14 protein-coding genes, 1 rRNA gene and 2 pseudogenes are annotated in these 21,248 nt (G+C 39.8%); 11 read left to right on the top strand and 6 right to left on the bottom strand.

Going from position 1 to position 21,248, the window contains the following annotated elements; all coding sequences use genetic code 11:
* The first annotated feature begins 26 nt into the window (after window positions 1–26).
* The 3 genes from AC1D69_RS19850 to AC1D69_RS19840 all read left to right on the top strand — a co-directional run bounded on the left by AC1D69_RS19850 (window position 27) and on the right by AC1D69_RS19840 (window position 3,998).
* Window positions 27–1,841, top strand: a complete 1,815-nt coding sequence (locus tag AC1D69_RS19850) for a sensor histidine kinase (protein WP_495457875.1) — start codon at window positions 27–29, stop codon at window positions 1,839–1,841.
* Window positions 1,819–3,006, top strand: a complete 1,188-nt coding sequence (locus AC1D69_RS19845) for a response regulator (RefSeq protein ID WP_495457963.1) — start codon at window positions 1,819–1,821, stop codon at window positions 3,004–3,006. The genes AC1D69_RS19850 and AC1D69_RS19845 overlap by 23 nt, the downstream gene beginning before the upstream one ends.
* Before the next feature lie 158 nt (window positions 3,007–3,164).
* Window positions 3,165–3,998, top strand: coding sequence for a hypothetical protein (locus tag AC1D69_RS19840; RefSeq protein ID WP_495457874.1), 834 nt, complete (start codon window positions 3,165–3,167; stop codon window positions 3,996–3,998).
* Window positions 3,999–4,226: 228 nt separating this feature from the next.
* Here the strand turns inward: AC1D69_RS19840 and AC1D69_RS19835 are convergent, their stop codons facing one another.
* Window positions 4,227–5,237: a GtrA family protein gene (locus AC1D69_RS19835; RefSeq protein ID WP_495457873.1), complete on the bottom strand. Its 1,011-nt coding sequence runs from the start codon at window positions 5,235–5,237 to the stop codon at window positions 4,227–4,229.
* 1 nt (window position 5,238) lies between these two features.
* Window positions 5,239–6,183: a phosphodiester glycosidase family protein gene (locus AC1D69_RS19830; RefSeq protein ID WP_495457872.1), complete on the bottom strand. Its 945-nt coding sequence runs from the start codon at window positions 6,181–6,183 to the stop codon at window positions 5,239–5,241.
* A gap of 263 nt (window positions 6,184–6,446) precedes the next feature.
* Between AC1D69_RS19830 and AC1D69_RS19825 the strand changes: the two are divergent.
* From AC1D69_RS19825 to AC1D69_RS19810, 4 genes and pseudogenes are all read left to right on the top strand, one after another.
* A pseudogene (locus AC1D69_RS19825) lies at window positions 6,447–7,229 on the top strand (class I SAM-dependent methyltransferase).
* Between the two features lie 189 nt (window positions 7,230–7,418).
* A complete protein-coding gene (locus AC1D69_RS19820) occupies window positions 7,419–8,201 on the top strand; it encodes an alpha/beta fold hydrolase (RefSeq protein WP_495457871.1) in 783 nt (260 codons plus the stop codon).
* A gap of 154 nt (window positions 8,202–8,355) precedes the next feature.
* Window positions 8,356–11,595: a DEAD/DEAH box helicase gene (locus AC1D69_RS19815; protein WP_495457870.1), complete on the top strand. Its 3,240-nt coding sequence runs from the start codon at window positions 8,356–8,358 to the stop codon at window positions 11,593–11,595.
* Window positions 11,596–11,844: 249 nt separating this feature from the next.
* A pseudogene (locus tag AC1D69_RS19810) lies at window positions 11,845–13,935 on the top strand (alpha-amylase family glycosyl hydrolase); the annotation flags it as partial.
* Window positions 13,936–13,953: 18 nt separating this feature from the next.
* Here the strand turns inward: AC1D69_RS19810 and AC1D69_RS19805 are convergent.
* Window positions 13,954–14,259, bottom strand: coding sequence for an MGMT family protein (locus AC1D69_RS19805; protein WP_495457869.1), 306 nt, complete (start codon window positions 14,257–14,259; stop codon window positions 13,954–13,956).
* A 240-nt stretch (window positions 14,260–14,499) separates the two neighbouring features.
* On the opposite strand from AC1D69_RS19805, the gene AC1D69_RS19800 reads away from it, so the two are divergent.
* Window positions 14,500–16,092, top strand: coding sequence for an ATP-binding protein (locus AC1D69_RS19800; RefSeq protein ID WP_495457868.1), 1,593 nt, complete (start codon window positions 14,500–14,502; stop codon window positions 16,090–16,092).
* 105 nt (window positions 16,093–16,197) lie between these two features.
* Here the strand turns inward: AC1D69_RS19800 and AC1D69_RS19795 are convergent, their stop codons facing one another.
* Window positions 16,198–16,890: a DUF421 domain-containing protein gene (locus AC1D69_RS19795; RefSeq protein WP_495457867.1), complete on the bottom strand. Its 693-nt coding sequence runs from the start codon at window positions 16,888–16,890 to the stop codon at window positions 16,198–16,200.
* 165 nt (window positions 16,891–17,055) lie between these two features.
* Between AC1D69_RS19795 and rnhA the strand changes: the two genes are divergently transcribed.
* Window positions 17,056–17,712 (top strand): ribonuclease H, encoded by a 657-nt coding sequence (rnhA, locus tag AC1D69_RS19790; RefSeq protein WP_495457866.1) that lies wholly within the window; start codon window positions 17,056–17,058, stop codon window positions 17,710–17,712.
* Between the two features lie 68 nt (window positions 17,713–17,780).
* Here the strand turns inward: rnhA and AC1D69_RS19785 are convergent, their stop codons facing one another.
* Window positions 17,781–18,155 carry a hypothetical protein gene (locus tag AC1D69_RS19785; RefSeq protein ID WP_495457865.1) on the bottom strand — a complete coding sequence of 125 codons (375 nt, stop codon included), beginning with the start codon at window positions 18,153–18,155 and terminating at the stop codon, window positions 17,781–17,783.
* Between the two features lie 312 nt (window positions 18,156–18,467).
* Between AC1D69_RS19785 and AC1D69_RS19780 the strand changes: the two genes are divergently transcribed.
* The gene (locus AC1D69_RS19780; RefSeq protein ID WP_495457864.1) at window positions 18,468–19,457 is read left to right on the top strand and encodes a copper amine oxidase N-terminal domain-containing protein; all 990 of its coding nucleotides are present in this window, start codon (window positions 18,468–18,470) and stop codon (window positions 19,455–19,457) included.
* Between the two features lie 130 nt (window positions 19,458–19,587).
* Here AC1D69_RS19780 and AC1D69_RS19775 read toward each other — a convergent pair whose 3' ends face one another.
* Window positions 19,588–20,460 carry a cation diffusion facilitator family transporter gene (locus tag AC1D69_RS19775; protein ID WP_495457962.1) on the bottom strand — a complete coding sequence of 291 codons (873 nt, stop codon included), beginning with the start codon at window positions 20,458–20,460 and terminating at the stop codon, window positions 19,588–19,590.
* Between the two features lie 664 nt (window positions 20,461–21,124).
* Here AC1D69_RS19775 and AC1D69_RS19770 point away from each other — a divergent pair.
* Window positions 21,125–21,248, top strand: a 16S ribosomal RNA gene (locus tag AC1D69_RS19770); the annotation flags it as partial.

Genomic DNA, 21,248 nt, shown 5'->3' with positions numbered 1-21,248 from the left:
AAATCGGGTGAAGGGGGACAACAGGTTTGGCTCGAGGATTCCGTTCTATTCATAACCGTCTTTTTCTACTTTTTTTGACTTGTATGACCGGTATTCTTATCCTCGTCAGTTTCCTTTACTATACACGTACGTTAGATATTATCCATTCAAAAATAAGTGATATTGCTGAGAAGAACATTTCTCAAACAGCGGGTCTATTTAATTTGATGCTTGAGGGGTATAACAGTGTCACAAAGTCTTTAAATGGTAATTATGAATTAACTCGATTACTCCAAGAGACTTCTAGTAATCCCGTGGTCTCAGTCACCAATGAGCGCACGATAACGAATATTATTGGTGCAGCGTACTATTCCCGTAAGGAGATTGTAGGGATTCATATCATTACGGACGCGGGTAAGGTATATAGTTATGAAAGACAGTTCGCGGGTGTCATTGACATTAATTATGCTCAAATGGACTGGTATAGCAAATTGAAAGCGTCTTCGGGTGATATGGTCTGGCTTGGATTCTATGCTAGATCTCCTATTAATACGATGCAACAAGATTCGGTATTTGTATTTGGTAGGAAATTGTACGATCTAACTAATTATAAGTCCATAGGAATGATTATCATTGAGACGGATCCCTCTCCTATTAAAGAAGCATTATCGAATGTCAGTATTAGTCCTGGCACGAAAGTGTTTATTACGGAAAAAGATGACCAAGTTATCGCAAGCAAGGAACAGCAAGAGGACGAATGGCCCGTATTTACCAATCTTCCTAAGCCCTCTCCAGATCATGAGATTCTCGTTGATGATGACTCTGATCAATTAATTGTAGCTGCGAAGACCTCCATTGCAGATTGGACGATTTACGGCATGACACCGAAGAGTGATCTAAATGCTGAGATTAATCAGACTCGATTGTATTTAGGAATTGTGCTTCTTGCTCTGATCGCTGTATCTACAGCCTTGGCTTCGCTCGTGTCTAGAACGATTGCTTCGCCATTGAAGTTACTGATTCGAGAGATGAAGAAAGTTGAATTGGGGAATTTCAGTGGATCTGTTAACGTGAATTCATTTGAGGAAATCAATAGTCTCGTCTCTTCCTTTAACCGGATGGTACATCGGATGGATGAACTTATTGAGCGGATCAAGATTTCCTCGGTCAGCGAGAAGAATGCTCAGTTGCAGGCCCTTCAATCACAGGTGAACCCCCATTTTTTATATAATACATTAGATATGATTTACTGGATGTTAGATGAGAAGGGAAATGAAAAGTTAAGTCGCGTGATCTTGTCTCTTTCACATATGTTTCGATATAGCAGTGACTGGGAGGAAGCTTCGCAAACAACGCTCCGCCAAGAGTTGGAACACATTCGTCATTATCTAACCATTATTAAGAGTCGTCTAGATGATCGGGTTCAGACGGAGATCAACGTGAATGAACAATGGCTCGATGTTATTTTACCGAAGGTAACCCTTCAGCCAATCATTGAGAATGCTATAAAATACGGCTTGGAACCGCTAGGTACTCCTTGTAAGTTACAGGTATCTACAGTACAACATAGTCATGAACTCCATATTAGAATTACAGATCATGGGTTAGGCATGGAGGAAGAACTGTTATGCCAGATTAGAGCATCTCTTAAAATAAATCCGAATGTCCTTATTGTGGAATCGGCTAACCGACTGAGGAGGGGGATCGGACTACATAATGTTCATGCCAGAATCAATATGCTATTTGGAGCAGCTTATGGCCTCCGTGTGGAGAGTCAAAAAGGGGAGGGAACGACCGTTATCATTGTGATACCGATTCCGTTACAAGGAGGTCATGAAGATAAATATTCTCATCGTGGATGATGAATCCGCCATCCGGGAAGGCATTAAACGGACGATTGACAAGGAATATCCACAATACAACGTATATCTGGCTGCGAATCCAGAGGAGGCCGTACAACTGCTCCGAAGTCTTCCTATTGAGATTGTATTGACAGACATCCTTATGCCGGGTATGACGGGTCTAGAATTAATGCAGTTCTCTAAAGCAAGTTACCCACATATCAAATGGGTGATTATTTCCGCATACTCTGAATTTGCATATGCTAAGGAAGCAATCCGTCTAGGCGCGGTGGAGTATCTGCTTAAGCCGATAGGGAAAGAAATGTTGCTTGAGATGATCGGTAAACTTGAGCGTAGCATTGGATTTGAAGTAGAGATGGTCAAGGAATCCAAATTGCTGAAGACAAACTTGAAATTTCTGCGTGCTGCAGTATTTCAGCGTTGGGCTTCAGGTCTGGACATCGGGGGCATGGATATGGCTTCGGTCATCGTGGATCACCCACATTTTCAACTCATCATGGTGAAGATGGAAAGTGACAGAGTGGTACACCTAGAGCATTTTATCATTGATAATGTACTCACTGAATTGATTAATCATCATGGTAAAGGGTTTGCTACAAGTTTTGATGCTAAAAGTCTGTTAGGACTTATTACAATGAATGAAACGATAAGCATGAAGGGCATGTTGGAAGAGCTCCGTATTCATTTGAAAAAGTATTTAAGAGTACCTTTTCAAATTCTGCATACCGAAGTCATGTGCGACTTCAGTGTCATTCCTACAGAAGTACAACGGATGCATCAAGATTCGATTTCTCATGAATTCGAGTATTATGCAACGGGAGGTAGCCAAGTCATTGAGGTAGCTCTGCAATATATTAAAACCTATTATAATTCTGACTTGTCGTTGGAGAGGGTTGCTTCGATTGTTTATTTGAATCCCGTGTATTTTAGCCAATTGTTCAAACAGAAGACAGGGTCCGGGTTTAAAGAATATGTGATTCATTTACGCATGGAGCAAGCCAAGCAATTATTACTCCATCCCCAGCTTAAGTTAGCGGATATTTCGGAACGGGTAGGATATCAGGATGTGAAGCATTTTACACAGCTATTTCGTAAAAAGTTCAACGTCACCCCGACAGAGTATCGTCTAGAACATCGAGCGGAAGGACGAACCGTCTGTCCATGATACAAATGAAGTATTGAATATATATTGGTAATTGCAATTGCCGCAAAAAGTAGTCACTCAACAGATTCTTGATAAAATGTTCATATTTGTATGGAAAATATCCGATAATATAATAGTAAAGAAAAATTTACCATTTTATTATAGGGAGAAGTGTTTAAATGGCACAAATTTCAAGTACCTCAAGTACTTCAAGTAGATCGCAGTCTACACCACCTGTAAAGTCTAGAGCGAATATTATGTCACCCATTGACCGGGAGATTGAACAGCTAATTAATCAAAAAGGAATTATTAATGAAAAAATCGCTACTGTTAGATCAGATGAAAAAATGAACTCTGAACAAAAAGATGAAAGAATTAAATTATTAACCATGGATATGCAGTTACTTGAATCTCAAATTATGCAGAAAAGAATGGAGAAGACTGAGGCTAGTAAAACTGACAAGAGTGATTCTTCTCAAAAGGAGGATTCTAGTAAAAAAATCGAAATGGATACAAGTAAGCAAGATATCTCAGGTATTTCTATGGAAAAGATTTTACAAGCTAACAATCTACATGACCAATTGAGCAAAATGGCAAGTGTACGTAGATCACTGAAAGTGGAAACTGACACTCTTAATCATGAAGTAAGAAAAGGAAGAGATCTTCTTGGAGGTGAGAATGAACCCGGTGACCCAGGCAAATCGGAAATGAGAAAAAATCTCGAATTGACAGTCAATAAATCGAAAACCGAACAAGCACTGGACATAGATAAGAAGATTGCTGAATTGGATCGTAAAATAAGTGAAAAGATTGAATCCACACAAGATAGTATCCAGAACGATGACAAGAAAGTCGTCACTGAAGAGGTTGAAGATCAGAAGGAGCTATCTGTATCCGATGAACCTTTGAACGCTGATAATACAAATAAGAAGAATCAGGATAATGACAAGAACAAAAGTAATGACATACAAGCACAAAAAAACCTTCAACCTATTATCGACATTCGCGTGTAGAAATGGGCTCTACTTTACTATACAGAATAAACATTACATAAGTATTTATTTTGATAGAGAAACAAATTTGAATTTTTACGTTATCCAGTAAGAAAGATTATAGTAATGTAGTCATGACCAAATATGCTAAAAATTAAAAATGTAAACGAATCATTGCGTGGCATAATCTATCTATTAATCAAAGAAAGGGTTCTTCGTTAAAATCGAAGAACCCTTTCTTTGATTTTTTTAATATACATATCTTCGTTGAGCCCAATAGCTGAAGATGAAGATGGTAGCTTCGGTTAACAGTTTGGCTAGGATTAGAGGAATACCTATTTGTTCATGATACACATATAAAACCCCATAATTTAATAGAAGTACTAGTATGGCAAGCGCAAAGTATTTGGTCAGTGCGGTTGAAAGTGTGGAACTTATATTTTTAGTAAAAACAACCCTTCTATTCATCGTAAAGTTGAAGATGGAGCTACAGACTCTAGCCAACAGTACCGATAGGAATAGATTAGTCGTGAAATACTGGAGCAGAAGAAGTAGAACGAAATCTAGAATCCCAGATAGGAGGGATGAGGCACTGAATAGAAGTATAGGGAGATATACTCTGATGGAGTCGGCTAGTGGTCGGAAATGAGAGGACTTATTATCCTCTAAGTAGATGGTATCAATAAAGATTTCATCAATGGCGTATCCTTCTTTATGAGCTCCTAACAACATGTTCATCTCATATTCAAAACGTTCTCCTGAAATCCGACACAACCAGTCCAGCATATGTGCAGGAAATCCACGAAGTCCGGTCTGTGTATCGTGAACCTTAATGCCTGTGGTGAAAGCATACACCTTCCGAGTAAGCGTGTTTCCAAAACGGCTACGAAGGGGAACGTTACCACTGAAAGATCGACTTCCAAGCACCAGCTGACAGCCAGGTTCGTCAAGCGCTTGAGAAATTCTCATAATATCTTGAGGATGATGTTGCCCATCACTATCCGCACAGATCACGTTACCTTGCTCCCCAATATCTTTTAAATACTGAAAGCCTGTTTTGAGTGCACGGCCTTTGCCTTGATTGGTCTGATGATGCAAGACCGTACAACCAGATGATTCTATCAATTTAAAAATGTCTTGGTAGAGCTCTCCGCTACCATCATCAACAATGAGTATGTCTACATCTGTCTGAACCTTTAGTTGAATTATTAGCAATAGTAATCTTTCATCCGGTTCATAAGAGGGTATAAGGATAGTCATGTTAGTTGACCTCTCTTATGTAAAGGATGTCGCTAACACCGCGTTCTTTCCCTTTGCCTAAGGGATTGTTCACGACATCGCCCATGAAGTACATCGTCGATGAACCACCACCGTCTAGATTGTAGGCTTCGGTACAACCTAGATCTGCGAATACCTGAGCGAACCCAGTCAGCCTCATGCCTTTGCTGTAACCTTCCTTACGTCCGTCAACGACGATAAATATATAATGATTAGGACCAATCATACCGATTCCTGTTCTTGGATTCGAATTCTGAATGGAACGGTTTCCGAAGTTGGTGTCGATTTTGAGATTGTCAAAGTTATCAATCATTACACCGTCTTTAATCAGCGTGGGTCCAAAAGAAAGAGTGTTGGTCACTCCCCGTTCGAGTAAGGAAGTAGACGTTAGTTCCTCTTCATCAAAGGATTGCATCGTACCGTCGTTGAATAATGCTAGGGCAGTTCTTACCGGGCTATCACGGTATATAGTGCCGTTTCGGATAATCACACCGTCATCTCTGAAACCGTAATAATCGCCGTTTATCGCAAATATCGCATGGTTGTCATCAGCTATGGTAGAGGTCTTCTCTATAATGTTGCGCCCGAATTGGTTATCGGCAAAAGCCGAGAGTAGGTTACTTGAGTCTTTAAGAACGACATCCGCGACATAATAAGTAATTTGATCGGATCCAGAACCCGTCTGCATTTGATTAATCTTGATCTCGATATTGTCACTGGTATAACTATGGTCATCAACCTTAGCATGGACATTACTCGCAGCAACAGAAGCTGGTTTACTGTCTGTAGACTCTTCATTCTGAACGACAACTTCTACATGTTCTATTAAATAACGGTCAGCAAGTTTGTATACTATGGCTCCTATGACAACAAGGAGTACAATCATTGCAATGAATAGCTTTCGTTTTTTAATGGTTCTAATTTTCATGGGTGTTACACTCCTTCAATATCTTCAAATGTTTGCACTACCCGTATGTAATATCTATTAGTCATGATAAGGGTATTAACTGAATTGAAACTGAAGATCCGTTGAAGGTTTGATTAAAGAGTTTACTAAAAACGACCGATACCAATAAAGATATCTATTTCTTTTCAATCAATCCTATTTTGTTTCGAGAAAAGTAATAGAGTAGCCTTAAAAAAAGAACCTATTAAATGTGTAACGAGTAAATACTAGAAATGGAGATGGATATGAAGAAAAGAAGGCTGTTAGATAACCTAGAGGAATACGATAATCCTATTCAGTACGATATAGAGAATGACTCATATATAGGGGAGGTTCCGTTCCTATCTGAGTGGGCTACCAAGAAATCTGCCGGCCTTATTATTGATCTGGCTTGTGGAACAGGATGAGTTACAATGCCATTAGCAAGTAAAGGATACAAGTTGATGGGCATTGATATACATAGCGGGATGTTAGAACATGCGCACAAGAAGGCATCTCAGCTGAACTTACCCATTCAATGGGTAGAGCAAGATTGCACTAATCTTCACTTAAATATAACAAGTTCAATGATTTATATGGTCGGCAACTCTTTTCAACACTTTCATACAAACGAATCTCAAGACCAGCTGTTGACCTCGGTATGTAACCACTTAGAAAGTGAAGGAATCTTTATATTTGGAACCAGGTTTCCAAGTGCAGAAGAATTACTACAACCGAATACAGAAGAGTATTGGAGAACCTATAGAGATCGGGAGAAGCAGCAGGAAGTTGACCTATACACGATTAGTCATTATGACTCCCTTCAGCAGATTCAACATTACACAACGATAAGAAGATACAAGAATGAAGATGGTGAAGTAGTAGATGAGAATAGAACAAACATCAGCTTGAGATATGTATATCCGAAGGAAATGGAACGGGTATTATCTAGTCATGGATTTGAGATTGTGCATGTATATAAGGATTGGAATAAAACAGCGATCACCAATGACAGTTATGAAATGATTTACGTGTGCCAGAAGAAATAGCTCTAAACTATAATCAATACTTGGGGAAAACGAAGGAGTACGTAGCAGCAACTTACGAGAATGTTTGTTGAAAACGATATGCCTCACCCCGTTTAGAGAGATCTCACATTTGAGCGTAGGTATTCACCTATACTTCCTAAAGTGAATAGCCTATAAGAATTGAGAAATTCGCTAAACGGAGGAATGGGCATGGGCTATTTTGTAACGGTAGAACAAGGTGTGAAATATTATGTTGAAGATGTAAATTCGGGCGGAAAGAAGACGATACTATTTATACATGGTTGGCCTTTGAGTCACAAGCAGTTTGAGTATCAATTCGATGTTCTTCCTGCTATGGGCTATCGGTGTATTGGCATTGACTGGAGAGGGTTCGGTAAATCAGATAAACCGATAGATGGGTACAACTTTGACCGATTGGCAGACGATCTTCGAGCAGTTATTGGGGCATTACAATTACAGAACATTACGATTGCGGGTCATTCGACAGGGGGAGCTATTGCGATTCGTTATATGTCCCGGTATCAAGGCTTCGGCGTATCGAAACTTGTCCTAATCGATGCAGCAGCACCCACGGGATTTACCAAAGAAACCGCTAATACATTGCTGACCAAAACGTATAATGATCGTCCTAATATGATTGAGGAAGTAACAAACACCTTTTTCTTTCAATATATAACACACCGATTCTCCGATTGGTTCTTTCAAATGGGATTAGAAGCAGCAGGGTGGTCTACAGCGGCGATCATAGTCACACTGAGAGATGAGAATCTATTCAATGATCTTGATAAAATACACGTTCCTACGTTAATCATTCATGGTATTCATGACAAAGTAATCCCATTTGCACAGGCACAAGAGGTAAATAAAGCTATTAGGAATTCACAGCTTGTCCCCTTTCAATATAGTGGGCATGGTGCTTTTTGGGAAGAACGTGAGAAGTTTAACCAATTGTTAATGCAATTTGTTGGATAACCCAACCCTTACGATGATCTATAAGCTGTGATTCCGGTTCTCTTTGTGGGACCGGTTTTTTCTGGGATCCAAGAGCATACGCAGAAAGAGGCAGTGGATTTCTGTTATCATAGATAAGAATACAATTCCCTTTTCGTCAGGAGGAGCAAGATAAATGACTATGCAGTTGACCCCAAGCAGTATAAGGCTGTGGTGCGGTAAGAGCTCCTATGATAAAGGGGAAGCTTACTACCAAACAGGAAAAGTGACGTTTACATATACAGATTCTGAGACTGGATTGTATACAGCGATTGTTAAAGGAAAAAGCACCGAGCAGGTTACGGTTAGAACTAATGCTGCCGGTGATGTGTTTGCAGAATGTACGTGTCCTACATTATCTTCGTATGATCTATATTGCCAACATATCGCTGCGGTGCTATTAAATATTCATGATATAGAGCATCAGAGTGAGAAGGAAGATGGGTTATTAGAGGAAGGATCTGAGGGAGAAACACAACTGACCAACTTTATGTTGGAGTTATTTACGGAGAAGAGCATTCGTCCAAGCTATAAGCGCAAATACTTCGATTCAAGAATCCCACTTGATATAGAATTCACCTGTAAATCGATATATAACGGATACCGGAAGTACATGTTCGGGTTAGAAATGAAGATTGGACCTGCACGATTGTATGTCGTGAAGAACGTAAGGGAATTGCTTGACCGAATTGAACGCGAGGAGACGCATATGTTCTCCAATCATTTCACGTATGATCCGGAAATTCACTGCTTTTCTAAAGAGAATGATGACATCATTCGCCATCTAATTGCTATTAATAACAGTGAAGAGATATACCAAGAGCTTGCCATTATGGAAGCGAATCAGAGGAACCGGTTATTGATGATTCCACCGATCTACTGGGATGATCTACTTCTACTTCTATTGAAGGCACCAACGGTTAAGTTAGCGCAAGGGCATTTTGTTAAAGATGGAATTTCAGTATCGGATGAGACGATCCCAATTCAGTTCGAACTAAATCATACAGCTGGAAAAGGTTATTATATGGACATTGAAGGCTTAGACAAGATTACCATTATGGAATCATATGACGTCGTCTTATTTGATGGAAGGTTAGTGAAATTACCTAATGAAGAAATCAAACGTCTTGCGGAGTTGAAACATATGCTTGAGATATCCCATCAACAGCAGATACCCATCGCACAGGAGCAACTAGACTTATTTATGGAAAAAGTTATCCCGGGTTTGATGAAGATCGGTAGTGTTCATATCGCAAAGGCAGTGTCTGAACGTATGGTTCGCACACCTTTGAAAGCTAAGTTGTACTTAGATCGAGTCAAAGGTCGACTGCTAGCTTCGATGGAGTTCCAATATGGAGGTCTCATCCTTAATCCTCTGGAGGAGGAGAACAATCAGCACGAAGGAGACGACCGTATTCTTATACGTGATGGCGATCGGGAAACGGAAATTCTGGATCTCATGGACCAAAGTGCCTTCACAAAGACGGACATGGGGTATTTCTTAGCGGATGAAGATGCAGAGTATGAATTCTTGTATCACATTGTTCCCCAACTACAAAAGCGTGTTGAGATCTTTGCTACCTCTGCTGTTAAAGCGCAGATGCATCCTGGCCTTACGACTCCGAAGGTCACAGTAGATATGGATTCAAGACATGATTGGCTAGAATTTAAGTTCGATATCGATGGCATTCCTGAACAAGAAATCCGTCATCTATTGAAGTCTCTGGAGGAGAAAAGTAAATATCACCGACTACCCAATGGTGCATTTGTACCCCTAGAAGGTGAGAAATTTCAGGAAATGTTACGTTTTATGAACGAAGCGGGCATTGGTACAGGCAAAATGACTGGACCTGAGCTCAGACTTCCCATCATTCATGGACTTCAGTTGGTAGACTACCAAGATACAGGGAAGACAGTCCAACTGGGTAAATCATTTCGTCGGCTTCTTGAGAACATGCGCAATCCCGATCTGATGGACTATCCTCTACCTGAGAAGTTGGGTACAGTCCTTCGAGATTATCAGCAATACGGTTATCAATGGATGAAGACGCTCGCTAAGTACCGATTCGGGGGAGTACTAGCAGATGATATGGGACTTGGCAAAACCATTCAAAGCATTGCATTCATCGTCTCCGTCTTACCCGAGATTAGAAGTGAGAAGTTACCTACTCTCATCGTTGCTCCAGCATCTCTTGTATACAATTGGCGCAATGAGTTGAAGAGATTTGCACCCGAAGTGAGCGTAATGATTCTGGATGGTACCCAAGAAGAACGCCGTAGAGAGATAACTAGAAATTCAGGGGTGGATGTTCTCATCACCTCCTATCCGCTACTACGTAGGGATTTCGAATATTATGTGGGATTAACATTTCATACGTTGATTTTGGATGAGGCACAGATGTTTAAGAATCATGCCACTCAGACCGCACAGACCGTTCGAAGAATACAAGCTAGACATCGATTTGCACTCACAGGAACGCCTGTAGAGAATTCGATTGATGAGTTATGGTCTGTTTTTGACGTAGTATTTCCAGAGTTATTTACGAGCAGGAAGGTCTTTGCGAACCTTTCACGTGACCATGTAGCTAAGAGAATACGTCCATTCTTGCTTCGGCGTCTAAAGGGTGATGTGTTGAAGGAACTACCTGACAAGATTGAGTCCATACAGGTATCTGAATTGCTCCCCGATCAGAAGAAAGTATATGTGGCATATCTTGCTGAACTGAAACATGAGACGGTGAAACATCTGAAAGAGAAGAGCTTTCAGAAGAATCGAATCAAGATTCTAGCGGGTTTAACGAGACTACGTCAATTGTGTTGTCATCCGGTGTTATTCGTTCAAGGGTATACGGGAAGCTCAGCCAAGTTCGAGCAGCTTTTGGAACTCATTGAGGAATGTCGGAGCGCGGGTAAGCGTATGCTAGTATTCTCACAATTCACAGAGATGCTCGGCTTAATCCGAAGAGAAATGGGGAAACAGGGAGTACCCTATTTCTATTTGGATGGGCAAACACCTGCCTCTGAGCGTGTGGAGTTATGTGATCGATTTAATGAAGGAGAACATGACTTGTTCCTCATCTCCTTAAAAGCAGGGGGGACCGGACTGAACCTGACCGGAGCGGACACGGTTATTCTGTATGATCTATGGTGGAACCCTGCTGTGGAAGAACAAGCAGCTGACCGTGCACACCGCATCGGACAAAAGAAAGTCGTCCAAGTAATTCGCCTCGTTGCACAAGGGACTGTGGAAGAGAAGATGTACGAGCTACAGCAGAAGAAGAAAAATTTAATCGATGAAGTGATTCAACCGGGTCAACAAGCATTGTCCGTTCTGACGGAGCAGGAGATTCGGGAAATTCTGATGATTGAAGAATAGCTGAATGAAGTATATCTTTCTCATAAATTGAGGATGCTTGCTAGTTATAAACCTATGATCGGTGGAATGGAGTGACAGACTTTGAAGAATGAATTTCAAAAGCCAAGTAGTCATAGAAAGTCAACCCGAACGGACAATGCAAGATTAACAAGTAACTCGAGGGATGCAGTGAAGACGAATGCTGCTAAAGGTAATATAGATTCTGTAAAGGTTAATGATTGTTCCGACAAGGTAAACGTATCTAGTGTAAGTTCTACAGATTGGAGAATACTCGATCAATTGTACTCTTATGAGGGAAATGACCTTGGAGCAACGTATGGAAAAGATGGGGTAACATTCAAAATTTGGGCGCCTGTTGCAAGTCAGGTTAGGGCTAATCTATATGACAAAGATGATGCGACACAGCTTATTGGCAGTGTTAACTTAACGATGGGAGCGAAAGGTGTATGGTCTGTAAATATTAAGCCTATGGATCTAGGCGTTACAGATCTTCGAGGATACTTTTATCAATATGAAGTAACAAATAACGGTCAGACTCGACAAGTCCTTGATCCTTATGCGAAATCAATGGCTATATGTAGGATAGATACAACAGGTAAGCCAGGTCCTGATGGAGATCGAATAGGTAAGGCTGCAATCGTCGATTTGAGTGATACGAATCCTGAACAGTTCAATTTCGCGAGTATTGAGGGGTATAAGACGCGATGTGATGCGATTATCTGGGAAGTGCATATCCGGGACTTTACTGCTGATCCTTCCATTGAGGGTGAATTGAATGCCAGATGGGGTTCCTTTAATGCTTTTAAAGATAAGCTTGATTATATCCAATCCCTAGGGGTTACACATGTTCAATTGCTTCCTGTCATGGCCTGGTATTATGGGAATGAGGCGGCGATGGGCAATAGAGAACTAGATTACTCAGCTGTAGACAATGAGTACAATTGGGGATACGATCCACATCATTATTTCTCACCAGATGGTGCATATTCCGAAGACCCAACCGATCCTGAGCTTAGAGTGAAAGAGCTGAAGGCATTAATTCATGCCATTCATGAAGCGGGCATGGGTGTCATCCTAGATGTGATATACACACATATGGCTCTAGCGGACTTCCTGAATCATATTGTTCCGAACTATTATGCATGGCAGGATGCAGAGGGCAAGTTTATCGGTGGGTTTGGCAATAATCTTGCTACGAATCGGAAGATGGCGAAGAAACTGATGGTTGATTCCGTGAAGTATTGGTTTAATGAATATAAAATTGATGGTATGCGCTGGGATATGATGGGGGATGCAACTTATGAGGCTGTGCAGGAAGCCTACGATGCCGCCGCAGAGATTAATGCGAACGCCTTATTCATTGGTGAAGGATGGAGAACTTTTCAAGGACATTTGTCGGAACCTACACTTGCTGGGAAAGGTGCTACTCAAGACTGGATGGACCAAACAGATAGCGTAGGCGTATTCTCCGATGAGGTTAGAAATGAATTGAAATCAGGCTATGGTCTTGAAGGTGAACCCAGATTTCTTACAGGTGGGCCGAGAGAAATTGCTGTTATATTCAATAACATTAAGGCACAACCATCTAATATCCCTACAGATAGTCCAGTGGACATCGTGCAATATATTGAGGCGCATGACAACCTTACGTTGTATGATGTGATTGCACAATCCATTAAGAAAGATCCAAGTGTATCGGCTAACGATTTAGAGATACACAGACGCATAAGACTTGGAAATACGCTAATCTTAACTTCTCAAGGGACTGCTTTTCTCCATGCCGGACAAGAATATGGTCGAACGAAACAATGGAAGGCATTTGGTGTGCCAGAACAGAAATATAATGCTTTTGAGGATGAAAAAGGTCAGATATTCGGGTATTTCGTTCATGATTCATTCGATTCATCGGATGCCATCAATATGTTTGATTGGGCTAAGGCGTTGGATGCTGATCAGTATCCAGTGAATCATACAACAAGGAAATATACATCAGGCCTGATTGCACTAAGAAAGTCTACGAATGCGTTTAGACTGGGTACGCAGCAATTGATCAACGCTAACGTTACATCAATTAAGTCACCCGAAATTAAGAAATGTGATCTAGTAATTGGATATAAAAATCAGGCTACAGATGGAACAGGCACCTATTACGTATTTGTGAATGCAGACAGTAGAACGAGAAGACTCACACTGCAGGAGGATTTAACGACAGGACAGATCTTAGTTGATCAGGATGAAGCGGGAATAGTGGAGATATCTAAGAAATCAGGCTTTCAACTTACCAATTACTCCATTACAATTGAACCTTTAACGGCTGTCATCATTTATATGAAGGATTAATAGCCGTAACAGAGAGACCTAGCCATGATAGCGATATATGGTTAGGTCTATTTTTCCTGCTACATTCGGAATAATTCCCTCTTCTTCAAGTAACATTTGTTGAAGGAAACGTGACTCATCATCCGAGATAACGATTTCTCCTTTGGCGTTGATCACTCTATGCCAGGGTAAATCATACTTCTCACCCATCGTGTGTAGAATTCGAACAACTTGTCTTGCGCCACGTGGACTTCCAGCAGATGCGGCAATCTGCCCATAGGTCATGACCTTACCTTTTGGTATAGCTTGTATAATATCAATAACTTGTTGTGTAAATGGCTGCATTCGATTCTCCTATTGTTCATATTCACCCTAAGATTACAATGTAATGTGTATTAGTATGGGTGTCAAATAACCCAGGATTAACCTGTATAATCACTCCATTTTCTAATTAAATCGTATGAATATACCCTTCACCCAATATTTATATAGAGAAAGTACTACTAGCGAGTTAAAATAAAGGAAAGAAATCTAGAAAGATCTAGAAGGATCTGAAGGATTTAGAAGGATTAGGAATAGCATAGAATGAAGGTTGATATAATGAATGTTGACTCGATAATTCAGGAATCGAAACAAAAATGCATGGCCTTAGGGCTTGTCCCAGATCAACCACCTATATTTAAGAACCGATTCTCTAATGAGGAACTAGAAACACAGCTATATATGTATAGCGAAATATTGGAGGTTATCAATTATTTTGTTGATAAATTCCTTTCCTCTACGTCGGGGAACCCTTACTTGATCGCAATTACGGATCGTGAGGGTTATATTCTTGACTTCAAAGGTGACGCGAGTATCATAGACATTGCCAATCAGATTGGTATTCAAGAAGGTGTACAATTTAGTGAAGAAGTGGGAACGAATGCGATAGCGTTAAGTATTCGTCATAGAGAACCGATTGAGATATATGGTGAGCAACATTATCATACCGTATTACAGTGCATGTCTTGTTGTACCGCACCGATTCGCAGTGATGAAGGAAAACGAATTGTAGGAACTTTATCATTAATGGCGGGACTTGATTTTGCTCATCCCAATTTGCTTGCTTTGATAAGTACCTTAGCGGATTCGATTGAGCGTGAGATTCTCTTACGCAGGCAGAATACTGAACATCATATATTGAACCAAGTATTATTAGAGACGAACTATTATGGTGTGATTGTGACAGATGCCCTCGGAAGAATTGTAGAAGTAAACGAAAACATCCTAAGGATGCTAGATTGGGATAATTACGATAAAGATAAATATATACATAGCTCCGTATTTGATATAATTCTTATAGGGGATTTCTTTCAGGATGTGATTGATCAAGGAGAGGCATGTGTTGGGGTAGAGTTAGCCTTACAGGTCAAAGGGTCCATTCGTTACTATATGTTAGATGTGGTTCCCATTTATGATCAACAGGTATTAATTCGTATTGTGGGTACTTTGCGTAATATTAGCGAGATGAAAAGAACAGAAGCATTGTTACGTAATACAGAAAAGCTAGTCTTTGCAGGTGAAGTTGCTGTGAGTATTGCTCATGAGATTCGTAACCCGCTTACAACCGTTAAGGGTATAATTCAAATATCCGGGAAAGATTCAAAGCTACTTCATTACGATCTGATCATGTCTGAACTTGAGAGAATGAACTTAATCGTAAGTGATTTTTTGATTCTGGGTAAACCAAAAGCAGCACAGTTCACGAAAGAGTATACTAGTACGATTCTAAAAGAAGTATTAAGTATGTTCCAACTTCAAGCGAATTTAAATCATATCACGATTGTAAATGAGACGATTCAAGAGATGATGGTCCGATGCGATCGGAACCAGATTAAGCAAGTCTTTTTGAATATTCTTAGGAACGCACTGGAGGTTTTACCTTCAGGAGGACAGATTCATATCTCTATTGACATGGAAGATTCCTTTCAATGCATAAACTTCCGTGATGATGGAGAAGGAATGAACCCCGAAGTGTTACAAAGAATAGGGGAACCTTTTTACACGACAAAAGATGATGGTAACGGTCTTGGTATGATGATCGTGCATAACATTATCGCCTCCCATGGAGGACGAATAGATATTACTAGTGAGGTAGGAATCGGGACATCTGTTTCTATATTTCTACCGCTGAAGTAATGAATATATATATCCCCGTAAGAAAACGAGGGTAAGAGATATAACATACTTTATGACATGACTTTTACCTCAAAAAAGGGAGCCGAACCCATGTGTTGCTAGGGTTTAGTTCCTTTTATTTGGGCTGATATGGACGCCCTTACCTTCCCACCATTCGGCAAAGAATATCTCCTTCGCATGGGTATATCCTTGAGCGCTTAATTGATTGGATAGCCATTCTTGATCGAACCCACAAGCGTGCAAATTGCCCCATAAAACTTCACCATCTATGATCAGAGAGGTAGGAAGATATACTGGATTCTCTGGAAGAGAGAGATCTTGTTTATTAGGTTGCTGATACTGTGATACTAATAATGTACTGATCTGACCATTGGGTTCTAATATGCCGTATTTGATTTCACGTATTGAAAAAACGTTCGCTTGTCGTAGGATGCTCAGAACTTGGTTTACACCTAATTTGTTCTTCTTAATGAGTTTACGATCCAACACACCGTCGCGGATAATAATCGCTGGATTACCGACTAATAGGAAGCGTGCGGATTCCCTTTTTAAAGTAATGAATTCGATGATTAACATGAGTAATGCCCATAGAAACAATGCATACAGAAAGTGAAATAATTTCACCTTATTATCGTATATCGTAGTTGCAAATAAATCGCCCAAACCTAATACGAAGATAAAGTGAAAAGGTGTTAATTGATTAATCGAGCTCCTTCCCGTCAATTTAACAATCCCAAATAACGCGAAAAAGCCAACGATGACTTTTACCGTTAATAAACCTAGATGAACTTCTTCCATTGACTCGCACCTCATTAGTTTCTCTACTTGTATTACTATATTTATGGACGAGTCGATCTATGGTTATACATATAAGGTTATCTATCATTGTTCGATCTATCACTTAAGACGCTTGCCGTTTATAATTAGGTAGGGTTTGAACGGACCAAGAAGGGACGAGTAGTCGTGGCGAAACAAAAGTATTATGTCGTATGGGTGGGAAACACACCGGGAATCTACACAAACTGGCCTGAATGCCAATCACAAGTAGCTCAATTTAAAGATGCCAAATATAAGTCATATGACTCTAAGACAGAAGCGGAACAAGCTTATCGAGATGGATGGAAGCAACATTGGGGTAAGAAGAAGGTAGAAGGTCATGTGCAACCGAAGAAGAGTCTGACTAGTAAGGCCGAATCCGAGAAGTCATCAGAAGAGATTGATTATAATAGTATTTCAGTTGACGTAGGCACAAGGGGGAACCCAGGTCCTATTGAATATAGGGGTGTCGATACACAGACAGGTGAAGTTATATTCGCTAAAGGCCCAATTCCTAACGGTACGAATAATCTGGGGGAGTTCTTAGCGATAGTACATTCCTTAGCTCATTTGAAAAAAGAGGGAAGCAACAAGACAGTCTACAGCGACTCTAGAACAGCATTGAAATGGGTGAGAGAGAAGCAAGTTGCCACAACCTTGAAACGAGATGAATCAACGAAGGAAGTATGGGGGTTAGTGGATCGAGCTCTACATTGGCTACAGATGAATCAATATGATAATAAGGTACGCAAGTGGGAGACGAAAGAGTGGGGAGAGATTAAAGCCGATTACGGACGAAAATAGAGCATATATGTAGGGAGACGTAAGGCACTGCCGATTGTGGCAGTGCCTTTTTACTATATAAGTGTTGTCTATAGACCGTATACACTTTTTGTAATAATATCTCTTACCTCTGCCTTCTGTTCTTCATATTGTTGAGGAGTGAGATTACCACTAGCATAACGTAGATCAAACTGGGCCGTTAATTCAGCAACTTGTAAGTTAACGATCTTCTGAACATCAACATTACGATCATGTGCAACCTCAGCCAGCGTATTACCTTCATATAATGCATTATATAATTCTTCGTCGGAAGAAAGATTTAGAACGTGTAGTAAGTCTTCTTTAACTGGAACAGTAGTAATAAGGGGTAGTGTAATAGGGCTTGCGCTTACATGTGTATTCCAAGAAACTCCACTAACAGTTATAGCAAAAACCATCGTTCCGACCAGTACGATCTTCTTCATAAATACCTCTTTTCTAAAAATGAAAATGCTGAAATGGTTATCTTTTAGATAGAGTAGTCATTTCTTTTTACATCATCGTGTTATCGCTAGTATAACGGAACAACCTTAGTAGCACCTTAAATTCCGTATAAGATACGTTAAAATAATAAACCAATCATGATGTAACCTATAGTTAGTTAACCAACAAGTGGAGGTTTCAAACACGAATATAACCTATTATAAAAAAAAGTGGCATCATGTATTAAGATTTGAAGAAAAGTAACCGAAATATATATATAAGCTAGATATTTACAGAGGAGGCGTGTTTACATCATGAAAAAGTATTGGATGATTATGTTGTCGTGTATAGTGGCAACAACCCTTATGTCAGGATCGGTGCTTGCGAAACCGAATAACGGAGGGAAGGATTCAGGCAAGCACTCACATGCAGCGAGTAGTAATAAGTCTGAATCTAAAGAGAAAGAGAAGAAAGAGAAAGAAGCGAAAGAGAAGAAAGAGAAAGAGAAGAAGGACAAGGAAGCGAAAGAGAAGAAGGACAAGGAAGTAAAGGATAAGGGAAAAGGGAATAAAAATAAAAATAAACCTACAGTAGGTGAAGATACTTATAAAGATAAGCCTCATACGGTGATTGATGTGACTTATAAAAATCATCATCATAAAGGATATAAGGGACTTCTGACAGCCATGAGTAATGTGAAGGACAAGCCAGCTGGTAAAGTTCTTGCAGATCTTCTTAGAACTGAATACAATATTCATCTTACAGATGAATTTGTAGCTGAACTTGAGAAAGTGAAAGACAAAGACGTGGCTCTATCTATGGTTGCAGAATTGCTAGCAAAGAATGTAAGTGTAACAGATGCTGTGTATATGGAGAAAGAAGCTATTCTAGCCAATATTAAAAACATGGATTCTTACAAGAGACTTAGCAAATATTATGAATCAATCGGGAAAAAAGGGATTAAACTTTATGTGAATGGAGAAGAACCTTCCTTTCAAGTGGCGCCATTTATTAAAGATGGTGGTACATGGGTACCCTTTAGAGCTATAACAGAGGCGTTAAATGCTGATGTGAAATGGGATAGTAAGAAGCGCTCTGTTACCGTTATTCGTAATGAAATTACATTGGTATTGAACATTAATAGTAATATTGCATACGTTAATGGTGAGCAAGTGAAACTTGATGTACCTACAACTATTGTAGAAGGTAGTACAGTAGTACCTATTAGTTTTGTGAGTGAACGCTTGAATGCGACCGTTAAATGGGATGCTGAGACACAGTCGATCGTCATTTACGAAGAATAATACCTATGTAAAATAGGATTTTTAAAAAGAGTGTCTCCTAGCCATCGTAATGGTAAGGGACACTCTTTTTTTATGGTGAATTAGTAGACAATAGTAATTTCAGATAAGCCGTTAATAAAAATAAGGTTTACTATGATTGTTCCATAGGTTCGATATGAACATGGACGTGGGAAATATTATGCTCAAGATTCATACGGTCTTCGACTTTTTCAGATATTGCATGACTTTCTACTACATTTAGTGATCCGTCCACCTGAATCGTTACATCGACCATGATGTTATTTCCAAGCACGCGTGCTTTAATATCTTTTATGGATTCAACACCTGGGGTGTCGGCGACAGTTAGTTTTATTTTATTAAGTTCATGTTCGTCGAACCCATCGGTTAAGGCGTGAGAAGCATCTTTGAATATATCCCAAGCCGTTTTACAAATAATCAATCCAACGAGGGTAGCCGCAAGTGGATCTAACCAAGGTAAACCGAACTGTGAACCAACAATCCCTATAAAGGCACCTATGCTGACGATGGCATCGGATCGATTATCTTGAGCTGCGGCTTTAATAGCATGACTGTTTATTCTTTTAGCTAGGCGAATATTGTACCTATAGACAAACATCATAACAACAGCACAGAATAAGGCGACCCATGCTGCAATCATATTGGGATTATCTATGGATGGTTCAAAAAATTTCTGTATCGCTTGATATAATACCTGAGCTCCGACAACAATCATTATGAATGATGCTAATAATGCAGCTACTGTCTCTGCACGGAAATGTCCGTATTTATGATCATGATCAGGTGGTCTACGAGAAATCTTTAGACCAATAAGAACAGCGAATGAGGCAATAATATCGGTTGTATTGTTCAGACCGTCAGCAAATAGAGCTTCTGATCCTGCTGTGAACCCAATACTTAATTTAAGAGCAGAAAGACACAGATAGGCAATAATACTAACCCAAGCGCCCTTTTCTCCTTCTTTAATCTCGTTGTAAGCATCCAATTTAGCGTGACCTCCGGATTTTTGTGGTCTATTGATCATACTGGAGACAATGTGTGTGGGTCTAGAGAAACAGTCTTGCCCTTGTCCTTAAAATTAGTACATCAACAACATATTTAGTCCAGGAGAAATTCACTATTATGAAGAAATAGTTCAGTGGAGGTTACTAATAAAGTAATACTAGTAAGGAAATATGATTGGATAGGTGAACTATAAGAGCGTTTATATTACATAGATGATCATTAATAATTCACATCCGATACAACTGTAAATTATTACAACTTGTTATGATAGGTATGAACATGGTATATTCTTATTCCGGCCAATAAATAATACATTTATTGAATCGGCAAGCCAAACTCAAATGAAACGTAAACGAAAATAAAGCTTGCATAAACGAACCGGACATGATATGATATAGAAGTTGTCGCCGAGAACAACTGGTAACAACAAAATGAACAAATTGGTCTTTGAAAACTGAACAACGAGTGAGTAGATTTCACGAAAGTGAAATTAAAACAAATGAGAAATCATTTGATAGAGAAAGTAATTTCTCGTCAGTTTGTTTTAAATGAGCATAATCGCTCTTTTCATAAGCGTCATTAATTCATCTTCTCCGCAAGGAGATGGACGAATTAATGACGGTCGATCAAACGAAGTTTGATCTAATTTGGAGAGTTTGATCCTGGCTCAGGACGAACGCTGGCGGCGTGCCTAATACATGCAAGTCGAGCGGAGTCATTTTGGAAGCTTGCTTCCAAAATGACTTAGCGGCGGACGGGTGAGTAACA

It is taken from the genome of Paenibacillus sp. Y301 (assembly GCF_059445505.1).
The sequence above is the reverse complement of the archived record's forward strand: the minus strand, read 5'-3'. Positions and strand labels throughout refer to the sequence as shown.

Coding starts and splice junctions, on each gene's coding strand:
- AC1D69_RS19815 (WP_495457870.1), top strand. CDS start 8,356: ATGACTATGCAGTTGACCCCAAGCAGTATAAGGCTGTGGTGCGGTAAG.
- AC1D69_RS19835 (WP_495457873.1), bottom strand. CDS start 5,237: ATGACTATCCTTATACCCTCTTATGAACCGGATGAAAGATTACTATTG.
- AC1D69_RS19785 (WP_495457865.1), bottom strand. CDS start 18,155: ATGAAGAAGATCGTACTGGTCGGAACGATGGTTTTTGCTATAACTGTT.
- AC1D69_RS19805 (WP_495457869.1), bottom strand. CDS start 14,259: ATGCAGCCATTTACACAACAAGTTATTGATATTATACAAGCTATACCA.
- AC1D69_RS19820 (WP_495457871.1), top strand. CDS start 7,419: ATGGGCTATTTTGTAACGGTAGAACAAGGTGTGAAATATTATGTTGAA.
- AC1D69_RS19780 (WP_495457864.1), top strand. CDS start 18,468: ATGAAAAAGTATTGGATGATTATGTTGTCGTGTATAGTGGCAACAACC.
- AC1D69_RS19800 (WP_495457868.1), top strand. CDS start 14,500: ATGAAGGTTGATATAATGAATGTTGACTCGATAATTCAGGAATCGAAA.
- AC1D69_RS19795 (WP_495457867.1), bottom strand. CDS start 16,890: ATGGAAGAAGTTCATCTAGGTTTATTAACGGTAAAAGTCATCGTTGGC.
- AC1D69_RS19830 (WP_495457872.1), bottom strand. CDS start 6,183: ATGAAAATTAGAACCATTAAAAAACGAAAGCTATTCATTGCAATGATT.
- AC1D69_RS19840 (WP_495457874.1), top strand. CDS start 3,165: ATGGCACAAATTTCAAGTACCTCAAGTACTTCAAGTAGATCGCAGTCT.